Below are 23,540 nucleotides of genomic sequence, written 5' to 3' on the forward strand. Positions count from 1 at the left end.
GATAATGGATCAAACATTAAAGGATCAGCTCGATGGTTTGCTAGAGAAGTATACGGAGCTTCTATTAGGGGAGACGAATCCTGAATTAAAAGAAAAAGTAAAAGCATGGGTGCTTTACACATATATTGCGAAATCAATGCCGCCATTAGCTAAACATTGGAATGAGAAGTATCCTGAGGCAAAGGAAGAAATGAAAAAGCTCATCCAAGAAATCAAACAATTAAATGACCAGCATCGCGCTAAAACGAAGAAATAATTTGAAATGTTGAGAAACGCTTGTCATCTTTGTTATTGTCCAAAAATATTCATCAAATACTTTCGGACAATCATTTGATTAACAAGCGTTTCAACATTTTAACCTTGAAAAGGAACAGAAGCTTATTCCTCTTCCCCCATATTGTGCTTTTTATATTGCTGGTTTTGACTCGTTTTTTTTCCACCTCCGTCCATTTCTCTAGTAGGACCGGAGTTACCTTTTACACTTGCTGCACTGACACCAGTTTTGGAAGGTTGTTTTTTTAGACGTGCCAATTTTTCACCCCCTATGAAATTTAACATTTCCAAATAAAAAAGTTTTTAAGCAAAATTTATTGAAAACTGTTGAACAAATTTTCTAAATATTTTATATTATAATAGAAAAGGATTTGTTCCTTATATTTTTTAAGTAAAAATGAATGAGTATTCATTCAAAGTGACGAAAGGGGATAAATGATGGTCCAGCAAATTAAAAAAGCTGCGGTTATCGGTTCTGGGGTTATGGGTTCCGGAATTGCCGCACATTTGGCTAATATCGGCATTCCAGTTTTACTACTTGACATTGTACCGACTGAATTGACTGAGGAAGAAAAACAAAAAGGTTTAACATTACAAGAGACAAGTGTCCGTAACCGTTTTACAAATGGGGCGCTAAAAAAACTTCTCAAGCAAAAGCCTGCACCCTTAACATCAAAAGAAAATATTCAGCTTATTCAAGCAGGGAACTTAGAGGATGATTTAGCTAAACTACAAGATGTCGATTGGATTATCGAAGTCGTTGTAGAGCGTTTAGATATTAAGAAAAAAGTTTTTGAACAAATAGATTTGAATCGCAAACAAGGTAGTATTGTCAGTTCAAACACTTCAGGAATATCGATAGAGGCAATGGCAGAAGGCCGTTCAGATGACTTCCAGAAACACTTCTTAGGAACACACTTCTTTAATCCTCCACGTTATTTAAAGCTACTTGAAGTCATACCGACAACGAAAACAGACGCTCAAGTATTAGCGTATATGAAACAGTTTAGTGAAGATGTTCTCGGAAAAGGAGTTGTTATCGCGAAAGATACACCAAACTTTATCGCAAACCGGATTGGAACATACGGATTATTAGTAACAGTAAATGAAATGATAAAAGGCGATTACTCTGTTGGAGAAGTGGACTCTGTAACCGGACCATTAATTGGTCGACCAAAAAGCGCAACATTCCGGACGTTAGACGTCGTTGGATTAGATACATTTCTCCATGTAGCAAACAATGTTTATGAGAAGGTTGAAGGCGAAGAAAAAGCGGTGTTTGATCCACCTTCATTTATGAAAGCGTTGTTAAAAGACAATCGATTAGGAAGTAAGACAGGTGCAGGGTTTTATAAAAAGGTCGGGAAAGATATTCTCGAACTAAATTACAACACACTCGAGTATGAACCGCGTCAAAAGTTAAAAACCGCCTCTACCGAAATGGCGAAACAAGAAAAAGGTTTACGAAATAAGTTGAAAACCCTTTTGTATGCAAATGATAAAGCAGGTACATTATTGTGGAAGATAACTGCACCAACGTTACTGTACTCCGCCAATCTACTCGGAGAAATTGCAGATGATATCGTGGCGATTGACCGTGCAATGAAATGGGGGTTTGGTTGGGAGCTAGGTCCGTTTGAACTGTGGGATGCAATAGGCGTAAAGAAATCAGTTGAAAAAATGAAGCAAGAAGGTTATGACATTCCACAATGGATTGTTGAAATGATTGAGAGCGGTCAAGACTCTTTTTATAAAAAAGAAAATAATCAACCGTCCTATTATAGAAATGGTGAGTATAAGCTAGTTGAGCTGAACAAAAAGGTGATTCATCTTTCAACATTAAAAGAATCGAACGGTGTTGTGAAGAAAAATAGTGGAGCTAGTTTAATAGATTTAGGCGATGATGTTGCTCTTTTAGAATTTCATTCACGGAACAATGCAATCGGCATGGATATTATCCAAATGATTGATTATGCGGTAGAAGAGGTGGATCGTAACTATAAAGGGCTTATTATCGGCAATCAAGGGAAAAACTTCTGTGTTGGCGCAAACTTAGCGATGATCTTAATGGAAGCTCAAGATGATAATTTCTTTGACATTGACATGGTTGTTCGCCGTTTTCAACAGGCGATGATGAAAATGAAATATAGTTCAAAACCTGTCGTTGCCGCTCCGTTTAATATGACACTTGGTGGTGGAACAGAAGTATGTTTACCAGCTGACAGCATTCAAGCAGCTAGTGAAACATACATGGGATTAGTTGAAGTTGGCGTTGGTTTAATCCCAGGCGGAGGCGGAAATAAAGAGCTTTATATCAAGCAGCTTGAAAGCTTACCAAAAGGAGTGGATTTCGACTTACAGAAAGTGGCGAACAAAGTATTTGAAACGATTGCAACAGCAAAAGTTTCAACATCTGCAGAAGAAGCTCGAAATTACGGATTTTTAAATTCACAAGACCGAATTAGTATGAACGCTGATCACCTATTATTTGATGCAAAACAAAACGTCTTATCACTATATGACGGAGGATATAGACCTCCTGTGAAAAAGAAAATACCTGTTGTCGGTGAAACAGGTTATGCAACGTTACTGTTAGGTGCACACTCTATGTACTTATCCGGATATGCTTCCGAACATGATTTGAAAATTGCGAAAAATCTAGCTTATGTACTGGCTGGAGGTAAAGTTCCATTTGGTACAGAGGTAGATGAGGAATACTTACTTGAGCTGGAAAGAGAAGCGTTTTTAAGTTTAATAGGTGAACCAAAGTCGCAACAACGGATGCAGCACATGTTATTAAAAGGGAAACCACTTCGAAACTAAGGGGAGGAAAACGAAAATGAGAGAAGCCGTCATCGTCGCAGGAGCTAGAACACCTGTTGGAAAGGCGAAAAAAGGGTCACTTGCGAATGTTCGCCCAGACGATTTAGGAGCCATTGTTGTCAAAGAAACATTAAAAAGAGCCGGCAATTATGAAGGGAATATTGATGATTTAATTATTGGCTGTGCAACACCTGAAGCTGAACAAGGACTTAATTTAGCTCGAAATATAGGAGCGCTTGCTGGTTTACCACATACCGTACCAGCGATAACGATTAATCGCTACTGTTCTTCAGGTTTACAAGCGATTGCTTACGGAGCTGAACGAATTATGCTCGGGCAGTCGGACACAGTTATTGCAGGTGGGGCAGAGTCGATGAGTATCGTTCCGATGATGGGGCATGTTGTACGCCCTAATGCGACATTAGCAGAAGAAGCTCCCGAATATTACATGAGTATGGGCCATACAGCTGAGCAAGTAGCGAAAAAGTACGGAATAAGTCGTGAAGACCAGGATGAATTTGCTGTTTACAGCCATCAAAAAGCGGCAAAAGCTATTCAAGAAGGAAAGTTTCAAGATGAAATTGTACCGGTTGATGTTCCCGTAAGAACAGTTGGAAAAGATCACAAATTGCAAGAGATGGTCATCCAATTTTCACAAGATGAGGGGGTTAGAGAAGGAACAAATAAGGAAATTCTTTCAACGCTAAGGCCAGCGTTTGCGGTAGACGGTTCTGTAACAGCAGGGAACTCCTCACAAACGAGTGACGGAGCAGCAGCTGTTATGGTCATGGATCGCGAAAAAGCTGACTCACTCGGATTAAAACCGTTAGCAAAATTCCGCTCTTTCGCAGTAGGTGGAGTTCCACCAGAAGTAATGGGAATTGGACCGGTTGTCGCTATTCCAAAAGCGTTGAAATTAGCGGGATTAGAGCTATCTGATATTGGCCTTTTTGAGTTAAATGAGGCATTTGCCTCACAATCGATTCAAGTTATTCGTGAGTTAGGAATCGATGAAGAAAAAGTAAACGTAAATGGCGGTGCGATCGCACTCGGTCATCCACTCGGTTGTACAGGAGCGAAGTTAACGTTAACGTTGCTTCACGAAATGAAACGTCGCAATGAACAGTTTGGTGTTGTAACAATGTGTATTGGCGGAGGCATGGGTGCTGCGGGTGTATTCGAGTTAATTTCTTAACGCGAAATGAAAGGTTAATAGAAGAAAGTGAGGATTCGGGCATTTCGAATGTCGTAGTGCCCGATCTTTGAAAATGAATCAATGATGAAAAGGGAATGGGAGGAAGATGAATATGGCAAACCAAACAGAGTCTTACATTAAAGGCGGAGGTTTTATTTTAGAGGATGTTTCTTATGAGCGTGTCTTTACACCGGAAGACTTTACAGATGAACAAAAAATGATTGCAAAAACAACAGAGGATTTTGTCGTCAATGATGTTGTTCCACATATCGAAGATTTAGAAAACCATCAGTTTGATATTTCGGTTAAATTACTTCGTCAAGCAGGTGACTTAGGTTTACTCGGAGCAGATGTTCCAGAGGAATATGGTGGATTAGGATTAGATAAAGTAAGCTCAGCACTAATTGCAGAAAAATTTTCTCGTGCCGGCGGTTTTTCGATTACATTTGGAGCGCATGTCGGAATCGGCTCTTTACCAATTGTGTTATTCGGAACGGAGGAGCAAAAGAAAAAATATTTGCCAGCTCTTGCAACAGGTGAGAAAATCGCTGCCTATGCATTAACAGAGCCTGGATCTGGTTCAGATGCGCTCGGTGCGAAAACGACAGCTAAATTAAATGCAGAAGGAACACATTACATTTTAAATGGGGAAAAACAATGGATTACGAATTCAGCTTTTGCCGACGTATTTGTTGTGTATGCCAAAATTGACGGTGAACATTTCTCAGCGTTCATCGTTGAACGAGATTATCCAGGCGTTTCAACAGGTCCAGAAGAAAAGAAGATGGGGATTAAAAGCTCTTCTACTCGGACATTGATTTTAGAGGATGTTGAGGTACCAAAAGAGAATTTGTTAGGGGAAGCTGGGAAAGGTCACGTCATTGCCTTTAATATTTTGAATATTGGTCGTTATAAGCTAGCAGTCGGTGCTATTGGTGCTTGTAAACGGGTTGTTGAGCTTTCTGCTGAATATGCAAATCAACGTCAACAATTTAAACAGCCCATTGCAAAGTTCCCGCTTATTCAAGAAAAGCTTGCGAACATGACGACGAAATTATATGCGATGGAAAGCTCTGTGTATCGTACAGTAGGTCTGTTTGAAGATCGCATGAGTAAATTAGCGCCAGAAGAAGTGAAGGATGGAAAAGCCATTGCGGCATCGATTGCTGAATATGCGATCGAATGTTCATTAAACAAAGTGTTTGGGTCTGAGACGTTAGATTACATTGCGGATGAAGGGGTACAAATTCACGGTGGCTACGGATTTATGGCTGAGTATGAAGTAGAAAGAGCATACCGTGATTCTCGTATAAACCGAATTTTTGAAGGAACAAACGAAATCAACCGATTACTTGTTCCGGGAACGTATTTACGAAAAGCGATGAAAGGTGAGCTTCCGTTATTACAAAAAGCACAAACTTTACAAGAAGAATTAATGATGATGATGCCGGAAGAAGTAGGCGAAGGAACGCTTGAGCAAGAAAAATATTTAGTGAAAAATGCGAAAAAGATCGCGCTCATGATTGCAGGTTTAGCTGCACAAAAGTACGGTCAAGCGCTTCAGAAGGAACAAGAAGTATTAGTGAATATTGCCGATATTATTAACAACGTATATGCGATGGAATCTGCGATTTTACGGACAGAAAAATCGATTGCAAAGTACGGTGAAGAAAAGAGCAAGCAAAAGTTATTATATACTCAAGTTTACTGCCAAGAAGCCTTTAACGAAATCGAAGCACATGCAAAAGAATCCCTCGTATCTGTGGAAAAAGGCGATACACTTCGTATGATGTTATCAGCACTTCGAAAATTAACGAGACATACACCAATCAATGTTATTGAAAAGAAACGTGAAATAGCGAAACAAATTCTCGAAGAAGAGAGCTATACAGTATAAATGAAAGTGAAAATCCCGATCGTATGTTGATCGGGATTTTTCAAATGTCATCGAGTATTTGGTATGATTTTAGGATATGTTAAAGTTGTTCGTGGAATTTTAAAAAAATTAAAAACTACACGTTATGTTTGTCATATAGAATATGCTACAATACGTGTAGGAAGAAAATACAGGTGGTGAGAGGATGGCATTAACGTTTTATTGGTATCCTAAATGCGGGACATGCCGTAAAGCGAAAAAATGGTTAGAAGACCATCAAGTTCAATTTGAAGCCGTACATATTGTGGAAAATCCTCCGAATAAAGAGGAAATTAAGCGCTTTTACGAGAAAAGCGGGTTAGAATTAAAGAAATTTTTTAATACGAGTGGTCAAAAATATCGTGAATTAGGCTTGAAAGATAAAGTGAAAACAGCGTCTGAAGATGAATTGCTGGAATGGTTAGCATCAGACGGAATGCTGTTAAAAAGACCTATTGTGACAGATGGTGAACGTGTGACGGTAGGGTTTAAAGAGGAGCAATTTGAACAAACTTGGCTGTAAGAAGAGAAAGATTTTATTTTGAAATCTTTTTCATTATAAATAATGATATTTGTGGAGGGAAAGAAGAATGAACACACCGAAGGAATTACGTTATTCTGAAGAGCATGAGTGGGTAAAAGTTGAAGGCGACAAAGTTCGTATTGGGATTACGGATTTTGCTCAATCTGAGTTAGGTGATATCGTATTCGTTGAGCTGCCAGAAGCAGGAGATGAAATCGAAGCGAATGAGCCGTTTGGTAGCGTAGAGTCTGTAAAAACAGTATCTGAATTATACGCTCCAATTAGCGGGAAAGTTGTTGAAGTAAACGAAGATTTAGATGACAGCCCTGAATTTGTAAACGAGTCTCCATATGAAAAAGCATGGATGATTGTCGTTGAACCAAATGATATTGGTGAAATCGAAAACTTAATGACAGCTGAACAATATGAAGAAATGACGAACGAAGATTAATTATAATCAATGAATTAAAAACATCTCATAAAGTTGAAAACTCCTTTATGAGGTGTTTTTTTGTTTCATATAGTTCAAACTCACTAAAGTGTTAAAGTATAGTCTTATGAAAAAGAAATCGCTAGAAAAAGGGAAATGAAGCGTGTAACTCGAATAAATTAATAGAGAAGTGTATAATGTGAGACAGGTGATGCTTATGGCAGTCGTTGATGTAGAAAAGGTCATTATTGTTGAAGGGAAATCAGACAAACGAAAGGTCGAAAAAGTTGTAAATGAACCTGTTGAGATTATTTGTACAAACGGTACATTAAGCTTAGCAAAGTTAGACGAGCTTGTTGATCACCTATTTTATAAAGATGTGTACATTTTAGTCGATGCAGATGATGCTGGAGAAAAATTACGCAAGCAATTTAAACGTGAATTCCCAGAAGCATTTCATCTGTATATTGATCGAACATATCGTGAAGTAGCCTCTGCCCCAGAGCAGCACATTGCTTCTGTATTAATAAGTGCAAATATTGATGTCCAATCAAAATTTTTATAAAGAGGTGCAAGGAACAGATCATCATGGTTGAATTATCAGAGCAACAGTTACAAAACATTGAAAACGAAGAACAATTCATTTTGTATTTATATACTCCTTTATGTGGAACATGCCAGTTAGCGAAAAAAATGTTAACCGTTGTCGATACGGCTATCCCCTCTTTAAATATTTTCATGAAAGATTTAAATTACATTCCAACATACGCAGAAAAATGGGAAATCGAAAGTGTTCCGTGTTTACTCGTTTTCCAAAAAGGCGAAATTATAATGAAAAAATATGCGTTTCACTCAATTGAACATCTATACGAAACATTGAAAGCATATGCCGCTTAGTAAGCGGTGTTTTTTCTTTTAAATACAAGAATTTATCCTACTATTAACGGGCTGTAAGACCCCCACCTCAAGATTCTGTAGTAATGCAAAGAAGGTAGGTGTGGGACAAGGTCCGAAAAAATGAACACAGACTAAGAGCGCCACGTCCTGTGGCAACGTCTGTGTAACCCACATCCTGTGGGTCACAAGGGCCTTTAGGTCATTCCGTAGGGACTAACATTCAGTGGGTGATGAAAAGAACCCCCACTGAATGAATTTTCACTTTATTAACCATTGGAAACTATCGACTTCCATACCATTGAATAATAGAAATTGGCTATTGCGCCGATTCTGACTATTCTAACCTCTGACCTCCAAACAAAATCATGTAAGCGATTTTGTTCAAACTGACATATTTCCTGAGAAATGTGTCCATTCTCATCAGAAGATGTCGAGAAGAAATGGAAGGAACATAGACTCTATCACAAGAAATTGTACATAGGGAATTTTTTGTGTAGGGAGGGGAAGAAATGCTTGAAAAATTGATAAGTAAGTTAAATACATGCGACCTTGTCAAACCATTACTTCCTAAAGAGCCCATTTTTATTACTTGTTATGTCAATGAAAAACGTGATCACTATGTGTTAACGAATAGTGGTTTAAACCGATGTGAAAATAGTAGTGAGCGTTGGAACTTAATGATACGTGGAGCACAAGACCAATTGATGGAGCTCATGAAAGGGGAGCTTCGCCTGCAACAATTAATGAAGTTAAAGGTTATTCAAGTAGAAGGAAAATATCGAGATATTTTAAGATTAGAGTCCATTTTAGCTCTGTCACTATATAATTCAGAAAATTCATTGACTTCTGATAACTAGTTGTTTAATATGGTGTATATTATGTTTTACATTGACTGGAGGAGAAAGAGAGATGGAAGAAAAATCTTATCGGTTAGAAACGTTAAACATTCACGGGGGATTAAAAAAAGATTCTGAAACTGGTGTGAGGGCCGTACCGATTTATCAGTCAAATGCCTATCTTTTTGAAAATACGGATCATGCTGCAAATCTATTCGCGTTAAAAGAGGAAGGGTATATTTATACGAGAATTCATAACCCAACTGTCTCGGTATTGGAAGAAAGGGTTGCGGCACTTGAGGGTGGGGTAGGAGCACTTGCAGTAGCAAGTGGAATGGCAGCTATTACATTAGCAATCTTAAATATTGCCAATGCAGGAGACGAAATTGTTGCCTCCTCCGCTTTATATGGTGGCACGTACAATTTATTCGCGACAACTTTGCCGAAGTATGGCATTAAAACGATATTTGTAGATCAAGAAAATCCAGAAAATGTTAAACGAGCAATTACACCAAAAACAAAAGCTATTTTTGCTGAAACGATCGGAAATCCGTCTCTTCATGTACTTGACATTGAACGAGTTGCAACGATTGCACATGAGGCAGGTATCCCTTTAATTGTTGATAACACCTTTGCTACACCTTATTTGTGCAGACCGCTTGAACATGGTGCAGATATCGTTGTTCATTCAGCGACAAAGTGGCTGCTTGGAAATGGTACCACATTAGGAGGAATCATTGTTGATGGTGGAAATTTTGATTGGAATTCACCGAAGTTCCCAGGTTTTACAACAGCTGATCCAAGTTACCACAATCTCGTCTATGCGGAGGCTTTAGGGCAGGTCGCCTATATTGTAAAGGCTCGTGTCCAATTATTACGTGACTTAGGTCCAGCGTTAAGTCCACAAAATGCCTTTCAATTTAATTTAGGCCTTGAAACACTGCATGTTCGTATGAAGGAGCATATCGAAAATACACGGAAAGTTGTGGAGTATTTGGAAAATCATCCAGCTATTGAATGGGTGTTATACCCAGAACTTCCAAATCACCCAGCTAAAACATTAAGTGAAAAATATTTGCCAAAAGGGGCAGGTGCTGTCGTTGTTTTTGGAATTAAAGGCGGGAGAGAAGCAGGGAGAAAGCTAATCGATTCCGTTGAGCTTTGGTCCCATGTTGCAAACGTTGGTGACGCAAAAAGCTTAATTATTCACCCAGCTAGTACAACCCATCAACAGCTAAGTGCTGAAGATTTGAAAAAGGCAGGTGTAACAGAGGACTTAATTCGTCTTTCTGTTGGAATTGAACATATTGATGACCTATTAGATGATTTAGAGCAAGCGATTAGTAAGGCTACAGGGCAATTATCTCAACGATCGACAACTGTTACCACTTAAAAATTTGATATTTTAGAAAAATTTATTGACAGATAAAAAAAGCAGTGCTAGAATCAAAATTAATTCATTTACATTTGAATATTCTTAATTCTCTTATCCAGAGAGGTGGAGGGATGTGCCCTATGAAACCCGGCAACCGTCAACAGCTTGTTGAAATGGTGCCAATTCACGCAAAGCGAAACTCGCTTTGAAAGATGAGAGGAAGGTTTATAATAGACGTGTATACTAAGCCTTTCTGCTCATGCAGAAAGGCTTTCTTTTTACACAAGAACGAACTTACTTCATAGAGAGAAGGTGAAATGTTGATTTCGCTACACAACGTATCAAAAATTTATCCGTCCGCAAACGGAGATGTAACAGCCGTTAATCAAATAAGTCTTTCTATTAAAAAAGGTGAAATATTCGGAATTATCGGATATAGTGGTGCGGGAAAAAGTACCTTAATCCGATTATTAAATGGTCTTGAAAAGCCAACATCAGGATCAATTGAAATAGCAGGGACTCGAATTGATCAAATTAAAGGAGAAAAGCTTCGAAAAGCAAGGCATGAAATTAGTATGATCTTTCAGCATTTTAATTTACTATGGTCAAGAACAGTTAGGGAAAACATCGCTTTCCCTCTAGAGATCGCTCGCGTTCCGAAAAAGGAACGAATGAAGAGAGTTGATGAGTTAATAAAGCTAGTTGGTTTAGAAGGGAGAGAAGATGCGTATCCTTCCCAATTAAGTGGTGGTCAGAAGCAGCGGGTCGGGATTGCTCGTGCCTTAGCGAACAATCCGAAAGTTCTTCTATGTGACGAAGCGACATCCGCACTAGATCCGCAAACGACAGATTCCATTTTAGATTTACTCGTTGATATTAATGAACGTTTAGGATTAACGATTGTATTAATTACACATGAGATGCATGTCATCCGTAAAATTTGCCATCGAGTGGCGGTCATGGAAAGTGGAAAAGTTGTGGAAGAAGGCGAAGTGTTAAATGTATTCCGTGAACCAAAACAACCGATTACGCGTCGATTTGTACAGCAAGTGACAGAACCAGAAGAAACAACAGAGACAATCGAGCATCTATTAACACACTATGACAGTGGAAAAATAGTAAAACTAATGTTTATTGGAGAGGCTGCCGAGCAACCGGTTATAACGAGATTGATGAAGGAATATGACATTACGATTAATATTCTTCAAGGGAAGATCTCACAAACACAACGCGGGGCTTATGGAACGTTATTTTTACATGTAGACGGGGACAGTCAAAATGTTGAAGAGGCGATTGAATATTTACATGATCACCACGTGAAAGTTGAGGTGATCGCACATGCTTAATGAGTTATTACCGAATGTCAAATGGGAAAAACTATGGGATGCGACGATTGAAACGATTTATATGACAACGGTATCTGTTTTCGCGACATTTATTATCGGAATTTTATTAGGATTATTATTATTCTTAACATCGGAAGGGAACATTTGGGAAAATAAAGTAGTGAACAATGTCGTAGCAGCAATCGTCAATATTTTTCGATCGATTCCGTTTATCATCTTAATTATTTTATTGATTCCTTTTACGAAAGCTGTCGTCGGTACGATTTTAGGGGCCAATGCAGCTTTACCAGCTCTCATCATTGGCGCAGCTCCTTTTTATGGGCGCATGGTCGAAATTGCGTTAAGAGAAATTGATAAAGGAGTCATCGAGGCGGCAAAATCGATGGGAGCAAAAACGAGTACCATCATTTTTAAAGTGCTCTTACCTGAATCGATGCCTGCTTTAGTTTCTGGGATAACAGTCACCGCGATTGCATTAGTAGGATATACCGCGATGGCAGGCGTTGTTGGAGCAGGAGGACTCGGAAACCTTGCATACTTAGAAGGCTTTCAACGTAATAACAACGATGTCACATTTGTTGCAACGATTTTCATTTTAGTCATTGTTTTTATCATCCAATTCATTGGAGACAAAATAACAAATAAATTAGATAAACGATAGGGGGAATCATCATGAAAAAATTATTATTAACCACTATATTAAGTGCAACAGCACTATTTGCTGTAGCATGCGGAGGAGGCGAAACTGGAGAAGGAGAAGATAAGGTTATTAAAGTTGGGGCATCACCTGTTCCACATGCAGAAATTTTAGAAGAAGCAAAGCCGCTATTAGAAGAAAAAGGGTATGAACTAAAGATCGAAGAATTTACAGATTATGTTTTGCCTAATAAGGCATTACAAGAAAAAGATATTGACGCAAACTATTTTCAACACGTGCCGTATTTAGAAGCGCAAAAAGCAGAGCATGGCTATGATTTTGTAAGTGCTGGCGGCATTCATATTGAGCCAATCGGTGTTTATTCAAAGAAATATAAATCGTTAGACGAATTACCGGAAGGAGCAACGATCATTATGAGCAGCTCCGTTGCTGATCACGGCCGTATGCTCTCTATGTTAGAGGAGAAGGGCCTTATTAAGCTAAAAGAAGGGGTGAATAAAACAGAAGCGACACTAGATGATATTGCTGAAAATCCAAAGAACTTTGAGTTTAAAGCAGATGTGGAAGCACCGTTTTTAACAAAGGCATATGAAAATAACGAAGGTGACGCCATCTTAATTAATGGAAACTTTGCATTAGATGCCGATTTAGACCCATCGAAGGATGCGATTGCTTTAGAGTCTCCTACCGACAATCCGTATGTGAACTTAGTTGCTGTCAGAAGTGAAGATGCTGAATCGGAAAAAATTAAAGCGTTAGTAGAAGCTTTACAATCAAATGAGATTCAGCAGTTTATAGAAGAAAAATATCAAGGATCTGTTATTTCTGCAGCTGAATGATGGATGAAAGGAAGCCTGTGTTACGCAGGCTCTTTTTTATGTAGCATTAGAATTAATATCATTTTGATAAAGTTTTTTGGGATATCAGCGAAAGCCACCTAGCCCCACGAACCAAGGCAAAAAGTGTCTTTTCGTCGGAAGAACATTTTTTCTGTGGCTGATCAATTTCTTACGTTGTACTAAGATCAATGGACATAACACACCGTATATTATTTGAAAGCCAAACCATACTAACGATGATCAATTGATAATGAGGTGATGTTATGCAACAGCAAAACTTAAATGATACAGAACAAGCGATACTCGATTATAAAGAAGGACTCGGAACATTTGTCCAAAAAATGCCAGACTTAGCTAGTCATTATAACGCGTTTACAGAAGCGTGTTTTAAAGAAGGGGCACTTTCTCAAAAAGAAAAGCAGTTAATTGCACTAGGAATTAGTATAGTACTACAAGATGAATATTGTATGATTTACCATACGAAGGGCTGTATCGATCATAACTGTACAGAGGAAGAAATTTTTGAAGCGGCAGGTGTTGCTGCTGCATTCGGTGGAGGTGCAGCGATGAGCCAAGCTGTTACACTCGTTCAAGACTGTATTCATGATTTGCGTAATACCAATCGACTTCAATAAATAAAATTGCATTTTAGTATGGGACGATAAGGAAATCGGAGGATATGGTCGAAATTGTAAAGCTCAGTGCTCTTGTTTCACCTTATCACAACCACGTATGCATCATCCCTTATTTTGGGAGATTACTCCAGTTGTATAAGACAGCGTTTGTTTGATAACCTTTTAATTGTTCGTGGTGAACAAATAAATTTGAAGGGATGATACTTATTTACACGAGTCAAGAAATGCTTGACCTGAACGTAACGTCTGGAATGGAAAAGTCGATGCATCAATTTCATGGAATGGGCTATGAAGAATATAGTCGAAAGCATAAAAATCGAATGCTAGTCGAAAGAACGCGTGAAAAAGATCATTTTCAATGCCAGCAAATCATTTCCATCATCGAGAGAAGACTCTATTAACATAGAAGGGAACCAGTCATTATGAGACTGGTTCCTTCATTTTTATTAAGTAGATTGTTATTTGTTCGTACATACTAACATTTGGTAGAAACAAACTGAATAAGGTGCCCCTTTAGAAAACTTCATAGAAGTATGGTAAGATAGCATTGGTTACATCGAATGAGAATATTCTCATTCTCATTATTTAGATATATCTGAAAATTCTCGTTGGAAACAATTGAGTTGTGTTAAGAGTTGTATTCACATTTAATTTCCTATAAAATTAGAATGAGAATAAATTGAGAATTGCATTTAGGAAAAATATAGTATAGATAAATGGAGGTATATTCATGTCAGGTTCTACGTTAACGATTAAAGACTTACACGTTTCAGTGGAAGGTAAAGAAATTTTAAAAGGGGTAAACCTTGAAATTAAAGGTGGAGAAATCCACGCAATTATGGGCCCAAATGGAACCGGTAAATCGACTTTATCTTCTGCTATTATGGGGCATCCAAAGTATGAAGTTACACAAGGAAGTATTACGCTTGATGGTCAAGATGTTTTAGAAATGGAAGTGGATGAACGAGCACGTGCTGGTCTTTTCTTAGCAATGCAATACCCGAGTGAAATTAGCGGTGTAACGAATGCTGATTTCTTACGTTCAGCTATCAATGCTCGCCGCGGAGAAGGTAATGAAATTTCTTTAATGAAATTCATTCGTAAAATGGATGAAAAAATGGATTTCCTTGAAATGGATCAAGATATGGCACAACGCTACTTAAACGAAGGGTTCTCTGGCGGTGAGAAAAAGCGCAACGAAATTCTTCAATTAATGATGATCGAACCGAAAGTAGCGATTTTAGACGAAATTGACTCTGGTCTTGATATTGATGCATTAAAAGTTGTTTCAAAAGGAATTAACGAAATGCGTAGTTCTGAATTTGGCTGCTTAATTATTACACACTATCAACGTCTTCTGAACTACATCACACCAGACTATGTGCATGTGATGATGCAAGGCCGTGTTGTAAAATCCGGTGGTGCAGAATTAGCACAACGTCTTGAAGCTGAAGGTTACGATTGGATCAAAAAAGAACTTGGTATTGAAGACGAAACTGTAGGGCAAGAAGCGTAAGCGTTAGGGGGATGAAAATGACGGTTGATACGAAATTACCATTCGATCAAGAATACATTTTAAACTACTCTAAAGAGCTCGGTGAACCGGATTGGCTAAAAGAGCTTCGTGTACTTGCTCTTCAAAAAGTAGAAGATTTACCAATGCCTAAACCGGACAAAACGAAAATTGATAAGTGGAACTTTACTCAATTTGAGAAGCATATTGTAGCTGGAAGCCCACTTAACAATCTTGATGAGCTCCCGGAAGAAGTAAAATCGTTAATTGATTTAGAAGCGGATAATCAAAACTTATATGTACAACGTAACAATACACCTGCATTTGTTTCTTTATCTGATGAATTAACAGAGCAAGGTGTTATCTTTACCGATATTCATACTGCAGCACGTGAACATAGTGAATTGCTGCAAAAGTATTTTATGAAAGATGGCGTGAAAGTTGATGAGCACCGCTTAACAGCTCTTCATGCAGCATATATGAACGGCGGCATATTCGTTTATGTTCCGAAAAATGTTGAAGTAAAAACACCTCTACAAGCTGTTTTCGTACACGACGATAAGGACGCGAACCTTTTTAACCATGTCATTGTTGTCGCCGAAGATAACAGTTCTGTCACATATGTAGAAAACTATATTTCAACAACAACGGTTGAAGAAGCGGTATTTAATTTAGTAACGGAAGTCATTGCAAATACGAATGCAAAAGTTAGCTACGGGGCAGTTGACAGCTTAGCTGAAAATATTACGACGTACGTAAACCGCCGTGGTGTTGCTGGGCGCGATGCTCGTATCGAATGGGCATTAGGTTTAATGAATGATGGTCATACCATTTCAGAGAATGTCACAAACTTAATGGGAGATGGCTCTTTCGGTGATACGAAAACCGTTGTCGTTGGCCGTGGAAGCCAAAAGCAAAATTTCACCACGAAAGTTGTTCATTTCGGAAAGCATTCTGAAGGATATATCTTAAAGCACGGAGTTATGAAAGATAGCGCATCCTCAATCTTTAATGGAATCGGAAAAATTGAGCATGGTGCATCAAAATCGAACGCAGAACAAGAATCACGTGTGTTAATGTTAAGTGAAAAAGCTCGTGGTGATGCAAACCCAATTCTTCTGATTGACGAAGATGATGTAACAGCAGGTCACGCAGCTTCAGTTGGCCGTGTAGATCCGATCCAGCTGTACTATTTAATGAGTCGCGGAATTCCAAAAGCAGAAGCAGAGCGCCTTATTATTCATGGTTTCTTAGCTCCAGTTGTTAATAACATGCCAATTGAAGGTGTGAAAAACCAATTGATTGAGGTTATCGAAAGGAAAGTACGATAATGAATATCCAAGATATTCGTAAACAGTTTCCGATTTTGGATCAACAAGTAAACGGTCATGATTTGGTTTATTTAGACAGTGCAGCGACATCTCAAAAGCCGCTGCCTGTCATTGATGCTATTACAAACTATTATCGTGAATATAACTCCAACGTGCATCGTGGTGTCCATACGCTTGGAACGAGAGCGACAGATGGCTACGAAAATGCGCGTGAAAAAGTACGACAATTCATTAACGCAAAGTCAACGCAAGAAGTCATCTTTACACGTGGGACAACAACGGCTTTAAATATCGTCACAGCAAGCTACGGTCGTGCTTATTTGCAAGAAGGTGATGAAATTGTCATTTCTCATATGGAGCATCACGCAAATGTGATCCCGTGGCAACAAGTGGCAAAAGAAACAGGCGCGACGTTAAAGTATATACCGTTACAAGAAGATGGAACGATTGCTTTAAAAGACGTAGAAGAAATCATTACAGATCAAACGAAAATTGTTTCATTAACACTTGTATCAAATGTTCTTGGGACGATTAATCCGATTAAAGATATTGCGAAAATAGCGCACCAACACGGCGCAATCATGGTAGTTGATGGTGCGCAAGGTGCTCCGCATATGAAAATAGACGTTCAAGATTTAGACTGTGATTTTTTTGCTTTCTCTGGTCATAAAATGTGTGCGCCGACAGGAATTGGCGTATTATATGGTAAGAGAGAGTTGCTTGAAAAGATGGAGCCTGTTGAAACGGGCGGGGAAATGATTGATTTTGTCGGCCTTTATGAATCGACATGGAAAGAATTACCGTGGAAGTTTGAAGCGGGCACACCGATTATTGCAGGTGCAATTGGATTAGCAGCAGCGATAGACTTTTTAGAAGAAATCGGATTAGACAATATTGCTAACTATGAGCATAAGCTAGCAACATATGCACTCGAAACACTTTCTGAGCTTGAGGGCATTTCTATTTACGGTCCGAAAGAAAGAGCAGGGCTTGTAACATTTAACTTAGAAGATGTGCATCCACACGATGTTGCGACCGTTTTAGATGCAGAAGGTATTGCTGTTCGTGCAGGACATCACTGTGCACAACCGTTAATGAAATGGTTAAATGTTTCTGCAACAGCAAGAGCAAGCTTCTATTTATATAATACAGAAGAAGAAATTGATAAATTGGCTCGTGCCTTACAAAAAACAAAGGAGTATTTCGGAAATGTCATTTAATAATCTTGACACTTTATATCGTCAAGTCATTATGGACCACTATAAAAACCCTAGAAATAAAGGGGTTTTAGAAGATAGTGTAACAGTTGATATGAACAATCCGACATGCGGTGACCGGATTCACTTAACGATGAAGATTGAAGACGGTGTTGTGGTAGATGCGAAGTTTGAAGGGGAAGGTTGTTCGATTTCCATGTCATCTGCTTCTATGATGACAGATGCGATAAAAGGTCAATCAATTGAAACAGCATTAAAGCTATCGGACATTTTTTCAAATATGATGCAAGGAAAAGAATATGACGACGATATCGATTTAGGTGATATTGAAGCACTACAAGGAGTGTCGAAATTTCCTGCTCGTATTAAATGTGCGACATTAGCCTGGAAAGCTATGGAGAAAGGCGTTAAATAATGAAGGCCATAACTTTAAAAGATTGGAGTGAAAGAAATGGCGAAAAATATGCCTGAAATCGGTGATTATAAGTATGGTTTTGCCGATAAAGACGTTTCCATTTTCCGTTCTAAGCGCGGATTAACGAAGGAAATCGTTGAAGAAATTTCAAAAATGAAACAAGAGCCAGAGTGGATGTTACAATTCCGCCTAAAATCTTTAGAGCACTTTTATAACATGCCGATGCCGCAATGGGGTGGCGATTTAAACGCATTAAATTTTGATGAAATCACGTACTACGTAAAACCATCTGAGCGTTCTGAGCGTTCTTGGGATGAAGTTCCGGAAGAAATAAAACAAACATTTGATAAGCTTGGTATCCCAGAAGCTGAGCAAAAATATTTAGCCGGTGTATCAGCTCAATACGAATCCGAAGTTGTTTACCACAACATGAAAGAGGATTTAGAGTCGTTAGGAATCGTATTTAAAGATACGGATAGTGCTTTAAAAGAAAATGAAGATATTTTCCGTGAGCATTGGGCAACTGTTATCCCACCAACAGACAATAAATTTGCAGCATTAAACTCTGCTGTATGGTCTGGAGGATCTTTCATCTATGTGCCTAAAGGAGTAAAAGTGGAAACTCCGCTTCAAGCGTATTTCCGCATTAACTCTGAAAACATGGGACAATTTGAGCGTACGTTAATTATCGTAGATGAAGGTGCCCATGTACATTATGTAGAAGGCTGTACAGCTCCAGTTTATACGACAAACTCTTTACACAGTGCGGTCGTAGAAATTGTTATTAAGAAAGATGCATATTGCCGTTATACAACGATTCAAAACTGGGCAAATAATGTATTTAACCTTGTAACAAAGCGTGCCGTTTGTGAAGAAAATGCAACAATGGAATGGATTGATGGCAACATCGGTTCAAAACTAACGATGAAATATCCAGCGGTTATTTTAAAAGGTGAAGGCGCTCGTGGTATGACATTATCCATTGCTCTTGCAGGGAAAGGTCAGCATCAAGACGCTGGTGCAAAAATGATTCACTTAGCGCCAAATACGTCATCAACAATCGTATCAAAATCCATCTCAAAACAAGGTGGTAAAGTAACATACCGCGGAATTGTCCATTTCGGACGTAAAGCGGATGGAGCACGTGCAAACATTGAATGTGACACATTAATTATGGATAATCAATCAACTTCTGATACGATTCCATACAATGAGATTTTAAATGACAACATTTCTTTAGAGCACGAAGCGAAAGTGTCAAAAGTATCTGAAGAACAATTATTCTACCTCATGAGCCGCGGAATTTCTGAAGAAGAAGCAACAGAAATGATCGTAATGGGCTTCATCGAGCCATTCACAAAAGAACTTCCAATGGAATACGCCGTTGAAATGAATCGTCTCATCAAATTTGAGATGGAAGGTTCAATCGGATGATCGATAAAAGGGCTGTCTAGTCTATATTAGGAGAAAATGATCCAAAATTAAGACCCAAAGGATGCTGTAAAATCAACATTCTTTGGGTTTACTTTTTTAGATTTCGGGGCGTAAATACTACTTCTCGGACAGCCCCTTGAGAGATATGTAATTCAAAAAAAATCGGCACGTCCGAGTGAAGAAGACGAACTTTTTTGAGTTCGTCTTCTTCTATTTTGTCAGTAATTTCTAAGCACGTGTCAGCTGTTGTCTTGATGGTTGAGTGATCTAATCGTTCCCAATGAGTGTCCTATTATTCAAGTAACCTGTCCATCATAATAGTGTTATCGTAGTTACCATCTGTGAGAAGTGACAAACATTATTTCTTCTCTTTCTGCTTTTTCCATTTTAAAGAAAAGAAAAACCAAGCAGGTACAACAATTGGGTAGCTAATCAACCACCAAATCATTAACGCTGTTGAGTCAGTATATTTTAAAGAAAATCCCATGAAAAAATAAATAAATAAATGTGTCATCCAAAATTCAGGTTTTTTAAGTTGTCTTTTTACTTTAGGATCAATTAAGCCTGTCAATTTACTCCCCCCTAAAAAACGGTCTCTTACCGATAACATTCTTAAAATCGCTTTAAAATAAACATTCATTTTCCTCTGTTGATTAAACAGAAAAATGATTCATCTCTCATACTGAAAACTTATGGAAGAAAAGATTATGAATTTACAGAGGGTGTCCAATCGTTAGTTTCTCAATGAAAGAAAGTAAGTCTAGCTTAGTTTGATTATGAATCGGAATTTTTTTAATGACAAAATGATCATCCAAAAACAGTAGGTGATTGGCAATTCCGTAAATTGTTTCCGGCAAATGACTCGTAAAAATAAGTGTTCCATGAAACTGATTAAGTTGATCTTTTAATATATTTACAGTCTTTAAATCTAGCGCATTAAAAGGCTCATCTAATATTAGGATTTCAGGATTATGAATCATTCCACTGATAAAGGATACTCTCTTTTTCATTCCAGAAGACAAGTTCCCTACAGGTTCATTTAAAAAATCTAAAGCACCAAATAAGTTTGAATATTTTTTGATCTCCTTTGATGCATTCATCACTCGATAAAGAGAACAAATTAGTTCTAAATTTTCTTTAACAGTTAATTTTTCATAGAAAAAGCTGTCAACAGGAACATATCCTATTTTCTTTCTTTCCTTTGGATGTTGATAAAGATCTTTTCCATTCAGCTTAATCATCCCTTGATCCGGTTTTATAATTCCGACGATCATTTTGAACAAAGTCGTTTTTCCTATACCATTTTTACCGATTAATGCTACCCGCTCTCCTGGCAAAATACGAATATTTGCATCTTGAAAAATAATCTTATTACCAAAACGCTTGTCAACATTAAATATTTCCAGCATCATAAGTCCCTCGTTTTAAATCATTTTTTCATCCATTTTTTCTGTAACCTTATGCTTTATGATGGTCAGGATGACATAGACAGAAATTGTGAGTAAAATATGAAACAGCCCTGAAAGTAGATAAATAACAGGGACACTGACATTGCTTAACAATAAGATAGCGATTGGACAAATAGAAATGATCATTAAAAAAGATAACAATCTGCTTTCTATGCTATCCTCCCAAATCTCCTGTTCATAAAAATCATCCGTTTCTGTAAAATGCTGTTTATCAAAGTGTGGACTTGCATAACTAGGAAGTGTTTTTAAATGTGGTATCAGTACCGAATTTAGCCCAACTATAGTCAGAACAAAAAAACATTCCAATAATCCCAACTTCAAAATAAGAGACATGACGATGAAATTAATTAAAAGTTCGGGAATACCTAAATACCTTTGGACTGCAATTTTTGCATGATATAAATGAACGAAGGATTCCCCGCTTATACGGTACATTTGTACCTTTTTTCCATCACCATCGAATTTTAGAATGCCTGGGAAAAGAGTAGTCCCAGCATCAAAAGCATCCCTTGAAATAATATGAAACAAGAAAAATAAAATTACTAATCTTAAAATTTGGTTTTCGCCATTTTGTATAAAAGGGTGAAAGCCGAAAGCTGCTCCAATAAAAAAATAATTGGTGTAATGAAAGAAGAAGAAACTAGCATTATTTGATATTTGTAATCGATCTCGAAATAAATTAAGTAATTGTACCTTTTTATAAATATCTATTCCTCTTCGTTTTAATAAAATCCTTTCTAAAAAAGAAATCCAGTCTTTGTATAAATAATGACCTGCTAACTCTTCTCGATACCAAAAACCGCTGTTGCTAAAGGATAGGAAAAAGATTCCTAACAAAATAGCTATCGACAGAATAAATATGAAAACATCCTGATTTTCGTAGGTACCAAATGAAATTTTTGTTGCAACATTATCAAGCGTTAATATTTTTCGTTTTGCATCTAATAAATCATGTAAAGAAAGTAGGAATGTCTCTGGAATTTGAACCCACGCTTCTAATGAAAAGAAATTGGGATTACGACTTATCCAAGAACCGATGGATTTAGAAAAAAACCATCCGAAAATAAAAGAAATTCCCCCAATTAAAATCGATTGAATAAAAGAAAGAACACGATATCCTTTTTTGATTCGCTGGTAAATAAAGAAAGAAGCAAAAAAGACTGCTGAAATACTTATTGTTCCTAATAAAAGCAAAGTCAGAAGGAAAACTGCCCAATAAGTTCCACTTAATGGATCTATTGCTTTCCACAAAATAAAGGAGGAAAGCAATAGATAAGGAAACTTTGAGAAGTAAGAGATCGTCCAGTTTCCAAACCAACTAAGCAAAAATATTTCCCGATCTGACAATGGAGAAATTAATAATAAAGAACGGTCAAAGGGATCAAACACTTTTTTTGATATGGAAACCCCATGAATAATTGGAGAAAATAATAGAATAAAGTAAAAAAAGTTTAACATTTGAAAATCTGTGAAAAATGGTTTTGCATAATTAACTAAGAAGCTAATCACAATGTAAAAAAGTACAAATTTTATCAAAAGAGAAATACCGATAAAGATGTATATATATTGTTTAATCGTTTTTTCTTGTAACCATTTACTTAGTATTTTATTAAAAAATTCTGTATTTCTCTGAATATAATATTTAAATCGAATCCTAATATATGTTAACAACGGATAGATAATCACCATTATTTCTCCCTATCAACACCTAAATTTTAATCAATTGCATAAAAATATTTGCTAAACAATTACAGATAAAGAAAAAGGAAATTGTTAACACAGTTTGTACTTTGCCTAATTCAGCAACATAAAATAGTCCCAATCCTAATAATATAAAATTCAAAATCAAGGATAAATCTAATGTAGAAAAAATTATATTTTGAAGGCTTCCTTCTAAAAAGATACCACCAAAATTGGTGAAGGAATAAAAAGTACTGTTACCCATTAGTAAATTTAAACTTAAACTGAGAAAACCGAAAAATACAGGAATAATATTTGTATATGTAGTGAATGATAATATTTTTTTAAACGGAACATCTTTTTGAAAAAAAATCAAACAAATTTTAAATAAAATAGATAAAACCACTATCATAAAAAATATATTTAGGACATTAGTGAGTGCAATTATCAAGCTTAAAACGAGATTTATTCTATCTGGTTCTACTCCGACTACCTCACTTGCTTCCTGTATAACTTTCTCATCAGCAAAAAAATAATTGGTAAGACCAGTAAATAAAGAATATAAAACGAGAATTAACATAAGCGGTCTTAGAACAGGAAATTCCGTTTTTAATCGATGCATTTGTTCAACTGGATTATATAACATCCCGATAAAAGAAGGCTTTTTCCCGAAACTGATGGCCGACTGACGATTCATTTCCAAATTTTCATTCAACACTCTCACCCTTCGTCTATC

25 protein-coding genes and 1 riboswitch are annotated in these 23,540 nt (G+C 37.3%); of the genes, 20 read left to right on the plus strand and 5 right to left on the minus strand.

Going from position 1 to position 23,540, the window contains the following annotated elements; genetic code table 11:
* Positions 1 to 4 precede the first annotated feature (4 nt).
* On the plus strand, positions 5 to 256 hold the full coding sequence (locus MLD65_RS03000; RefSeq protein WP_243290385.1) for a YusU family protein: 252 nt from the start codon (positions 5 to 7) through the stop codon (positions 254 to 256).
* Between the two features lie 122 nt (positions 257 to 378).
* Here MLD65_RS03000 and MLD65_RS03005 read toward each other — a convergent pair whose 3' ends face one another.
* A complete protein-coding gene (locus tag MLD65_RS03005; protein ID WP_243290386.1) occupies positions 379 to 531 on the minus strand; it encodes a YuzL family protein in 153 nt (50 codons plus the stop codon).
* A gap of 180 nt (positions 532 to 711) precedes the next feature.
* Between MLD65_RS03005 and MLD65_RS03010 the strand changes: the two genes are divergently transcribed.
* The 19 genes from MLD65_RS03010 to sufB all read left to right on the plus strand — a co-directional run bounded on the left by MLD65_RS03010 (position 712) and on the right by sufB (position 19,655).
* Positions 712 to 3,096, plus strand: coding sequence for a 3-hydroxyacyl-CoA dehydrogenase/enoyl-CoA hydratase family protein (locus MLD65_RS03010; protein ID WP_243290522.1), 2,385 nt, complete (start codon positions 712 to 714; stop codon positions 3,094 to 3,096).
* A gap of 16 nt (positions 3,097 to 3,112) precedes the next feature.
* Complete coding sequence (locus tag MLD65_RS03015; RefSeq protein ID WP_243290387.1) at positions 3,113 to 4,291, plus strand: acetyl-CoA C-acetyltransferase; 1,179 nt, start codon at positions 3,113 to 3,115, stop codon at positions 4,289 to 4,291.
* A gap of 112 nt (positions 4,292 to 4,403) precedes the next feature.
* Complete coding sequence (locus MLD65_RS03020; RefSeq protein ID WP_243290388.1) at positions 4,404 to 6,188, plus strand: acyl-CoA dehydrogenase family protein; 1,785 nt, start codon at positions 4,404 to 4,406, stop codon at positions 6,186 to 6,188.
* Between the two features lie 184 nt (positions 6,189 to 6,372).
* Complete coding sequence (locus MLD65_RS03025) at positions 6,373 to 6,729, plus strand: arsenate reductase family protein (protein ID WP_243290389.1); 357 nt, start codon at positions 6,373 to 6,375, stop codon at positions 6,727 to 6,729.
* Positions 6,730 to 6,796: 67 nt separating this feature from the next.
* Positions 6,797 to 7,180, plus strand: a complete 384-nt coding sequence (gene gcvH, locus MLD65_RS03030) for a glycine cleavage system protein GcvH (protein WP_243290390.1) — start codon at positions 6,797 to 6,799, stop codon at positions 7,178 to 7,180.
* 196 nt (positions 7,181 to 7,376) lie between these two features.
* Positions 7,377 to 7,724 (plus strand): toprim domain-containing protein, encoded by a 348-nt coding sequence (locus MLD65_RS03035; protein ID WP_243290391.1) that lies wholly within the window; start codon positions 7,377 to 7,379, stop codon positions 7,722 to 7,724.
* Positions 7,725 to 7,747: 23 nt separating this feature from the next.
* Complete coding sequence (locus tag MLD65_RS03040; protein WP_243290392.1) at positions 7,748 to 8,056, plus strand: thioredoxin family protein; 309 nt, start codon at positions 7,748 to 7,750, stop codon at positions 8,054 to 8,056.
* Between the two features lie 509 nt (positions 8,057 to 8,565).
* Positions 8,566 to 8,913, plus strand: a complete 348-nt coding sequence (locus MLD65_RS03045; protein WP_243290393.1) for a hypothetical protein — start codon at positions 8,566 to 8,568, stop codon at positions 8,911 to 8,913.
* A 52-nt stretch (positions 8,914 to 8,965) separates the two neighbouring features.
* On the plus strand, positions 8,966 to 10,285 hold the full coding sequence (locus MLD65_RS03050) for an O-acetylhomoserine aminocarboxypropyltransferase/cysteine synthase family protein (RefSeq protein WP_243290394.1): 1,320 nt from the start codon (positions 8,966 to 8,968) through the stop codon (positions 10,283 to 10,285).
* A 90-nt stretch (positions 10,286 to 10,375) separates the two neighbouring features.
* Positions 10,376 to 10,486, plus strand: a riboswitch (SAM riboswitch).
* Positions 10,487 to 10,587: 101 nt separating this feature from the next.
* A complete protein-coding gene (locus MLD65_RS03055) occupies positions 10,588 to 11,613 on the plus strand; it encodes a methionine ABC transporter ATP-binding protein (protein ID WP_243290523.1) in 1,026 nt (341 codons plus the stop codon).
* Positions 11,606 to 12,274 carry a methionine ABC transporter permease gene (locus tag MLD65_RS03060; protein WP_243290395.1) on the plus strand — a complete coding sequence of 223 codons (669 nt, stop codon included), beginning with the start codon at positions 11,606 to 11,608 and terminating at the stop codon, positions 12,272 to 12,274. Before MLD65_RS03055 ends, MLD65_RS03060 begins: the two co-directional genes overlap by 8 nt.
* 11 nt (positions 12,275 to 12,285) lie before the next feature.
* Complete coding sequence (locus tag MLD65_RS03065; protein WP_243290396.1) at positions 12,286 to 13,110, plus strand: MetQ/NlpA family ABC transporter substrate-binding protein; 825 nt, start codon at positions 12,286 to 12,288, stop codon at positions 13,108 to 13,110.
* A gap of 263 nt (positions 13,111 to 13,373) precedes the next feature.
* A complete protein-coding gene (locus MLD65_RS03070) occupies positions 13,374 to 13,745 on the plus strand; it encodes a carboxymuconolactone decarboxylase family protein (RefSeq protein WP_243290397.1) in 372 nt (123 codons plus the stop codon).
* Between the two features lie 224 nt (positions 13,746 to 13,969).
* On the plus strand, positions 13,970 to 14,146 hold the full coding sequence (locus tag MLD65_RS03075; RefSeq protein WP_243290398.1) for a YuzK family famiily protein: 177 nt from the start codon (positions 13,970 to 13,972) through the stop codon (positions 14,144 to 14,146).
* A gap of 329 nt (positions 14,147 to 14,475) precedes the next feature.
* On the plus strand, positions 14,476 to 15,261 hold the full coding sequence (gene sufC / locus MLD65_RS03080; protein ID WP_243290399.1) for a Fe-S cluster assembly ATPase SufC: 786 nt from the start codon (positions 14,476 to 14,478) through the stop codon (positions 15,259 to 15,261).
* A 17-nt stretch (positions 15,262 to 15,278) separates the two neighbouring features.
* On the plus strand, positions 15,279 to 16,589 hold the full coding sequence (gene sufD, locus MLD65_RS03085; RefSeq protein WP_243290400.1) for a Fe-S cluster assembly protein SufD: 1,311 nt from the start codon (positions 15,279 to 15,281) through the stop codon (positions 16,587 to 16,589).
* The gene (locus tag MLD65_RS03090; RefSeq protein WP_243290401.1) at positions 16,589 to 17,809 is read left to right on the plus strand and encodes a cysteine desulfurase; all 1,221 of its coding nucleotides are present in this window, start codon (positions 16,589 to 16,591) and stop codon (positions 17,807 to 17,809) included. The genes sufD and MLD65_RS03090 overlap by 1 nt, the downstream gene beginning before the upstream one ends.
* The gene (gene sufU, locus MLD65_RS03095; protein ID WP_243290402.1) at positions 17,799 to 18,221 is read left to right on the plus strand and encodes a Fe-S cluster assembly sulfur transfer protein SufU; all 423 of its coding nucleotides are present in this window, start codon (positions 17,799 to 17,801) and stop codon (positions 18,219 to 18,221) included. The genes MLD65_RS03090 and sufU overlap by 11 nt, the downstream gene beginning before the upstream one ends.
* A 36-nt stretch (positions 18,222 to 18,257) precedes the next feature.
* Positions 18,258 to 19,655, plus strand: coding sequence for a Fe-S cluster assembly protein SufB (gene sufB / locus MLD65_RS03100; RefSeq protein ID WP_243290403.1), 1,398 nt, complete (start codon positions 18,258 to 18,260; stop codon positions 19,653 to 19,655).
* 358 nt (positions 19,656 to 20,013) lie between these two features.
* On the opposite strand, the gene MLD65_RS03105 is transcribed toward sufB, so the two are convergent.
* From MLD65_RS03105 to yknW, 4 genes are all read right to left on the minus strand, one after another.
* Positions 20,014 to 20,226, minus strand: a complete 213-nt coding sequence (locus MLD65_RS03105) for a hypothetical protein (RefSeq protein ID WP_243290404.1) — start codon at positions 20,224 to 20,226, stop codon at positions 20,014 to 20,016.
* Between the two features lie 142 nt (positions 20,227 to 20,368).
* Positions 20,369 to 21,067 (minus strand): ABC transporter ATP-binding protein, encoded by a 699-nt coding sequence (locus tag MLD65_RS03110; protein ID WP_243290405.1) that lies wholly within the window; start codon positions 21,065 to 21,067, stop codon positions 20,369 to 20,371.
* A gap of 12 nt (positions 21,068 to 21,079) precedes the next feature.
* Positions 21,080 to 22,795, minus strand: a complete 1,716-nt coding sequence (locus MLD65_RS03115; RefSeq protein WP_243290406.1) for a hypothetical protein — start codon at positions 22,793 to 22,795, stop codon at positions 21,080 to 21,082.
* Between the two features lie 37 nt (positions 22,796 to 22,832).
* Positions 22,833 to 23,519 (minus strand): YknW family membrane protein, encoded by a 687-nt coding sequence (gene yknW / locus MLD65_RS03120; RefSeq protein WP_243290407.1) that lies wholly within the window; start codon positions 23,517 to 23,519, stop codon positions 22,833 to 22,835.
* Positions 23,520 to 23,540 lie beyond the last annotated feature (21 nt).

The sequence above is a fragment of the Bacillus sp. FJAT-47783 genome (assembly GCF_022808615.1).
Taxonomy (GTDB): Bacteria; Bacillota; Bacilli; order Bacillales; family Aeribacillaceae; genus Bacillus_BZ.

Coding starts and splice junctions, on each gene's coding strand:
- MLD65_RS03025 (WP_243290389.1), top strand. CDS start 6,373: ATGGCATTAACGTTTTATTGGTATCCTAAATGCGGGACATGCCGTAAA.
- MLD65_RS03110 (WP_243290405.1), bottom strand. CDS start 21,067: ATGATGCTGGAAATATTTAATGTTGACAAGCGTTTTGGTAATAAGATT.
- MLD65_RS03000 (WP_243290385.1), top strand. CDS start 5: ATGGATCAAACATTAAAGGATCAGCTCGATGGTTTGCTAGAGAAGTAT.
- MLD65_RS03090 (WP_243290401.1), top strand. CDS start 16,589: ATGAATATCCAAGATATTCGTAAACAGTTTCCGATTTTGGATCAACAA.
- MLD65_RS03060 (WP_243290395.1), top strand. CDS start 11,606: ATGCTTAATGAGTTATTACCGAATGTCAAATGGGAAAAACTATGGGAT.
- MLD65_RS03020 (WP_243290388.1), top strand. CDS start 4,404: ATGGCAAACCAAACAGAGTCTTACATTAAAGGCGGAGGTTTTATTTTA.
- sufU (WP_243290402.1), top strand. CDS start 17,799: ATGTCATTTAATAATCTTGACACTTTATATCGTCAAGTCATTATGGAC.
- gcvH (WP_243290390.1), top strand. CDS start 6,797: ATGAACACACCGAAGGAATTACGTTATTCTGAAGAGCATGAGTGGGTA.
- sufD (WP_243290400.1), top strand. CDS start 15,279: ATGACGGTTGATACGAAATTACCATTCGATCAAGAATACATTTTAAAC.
- sufB (WP_243290403.1), top strand. CDS start 18,258: ATGGCGAAAAATATGCCTGAAATCGGTGATTATAAGTATGGTTTTGCC.
- MLD65_RS03050 (WP_243290394.1), top strand. CDS start 8,966: ATGGAAGAAAAATCTTATCGGTTAGAAACGTTAAACATTCACGGGGGA.
- MLD65_RS03015 (WP_243290387.1), top strand. CDS start 3,113: ATGAGAGAAGCCGTCATCGTCGCAGGAGCTAGAACACCTGTTGGAAAG.
- MLD65_RS03035 (WP_243290391.1), top strand. CDS start 7,377: ATGGCAGTCGTTGATGTAGAAAAGGTCATTATTGTTGAAGGGAAATCA.
- MLD65_RS03045 (WP_243290393.1), top strand. CDS start 8,566: ATGCTTGAAAAATTGATAAGTAAGTTAAATACATGCGACCTTGTCAAA.
- MLD65_RS03065 (WP_243290396.1), top strand. CDS start 12,286: ATGAAAAAATTATTATTAACCACTATATTAAGTGCAACAGCACTATTT.
- sufC (WP_243290399.1), top strand. CDS start 14,476: ATGTCAGGTTCTACGTTAACGATTAAAGACTTACACGTTTCAGTGGAA.
- MLD65_RS03070 (WP_243290397.1), top strand. CDS start 13,374: ATGCAACAGCAAAACTTAAATGATACAGAACAAGCGATACTCGATTAT.
- MLD65_RS03010 (WP_243290522.1), top strand. CDS start 712: ATGGTCCAGCAAATTAAAAAAGCTGCGGTTATCGGTTCTGGGGTTATG.
- MLD65_RS03040 (WP_243290392.1), top strand. CDS start 7,748: ATGGTTGAATTATCAGAGCAACAGTTACAAAACATTGAAAACGAAGAA.
- MLD65_RS03075 (WP_243290398.1), top strand. CDS start 13,970: ATGCTTGACCTGAACGTAACGTCTGGAATGGAAAAGTCGATGCATCAA.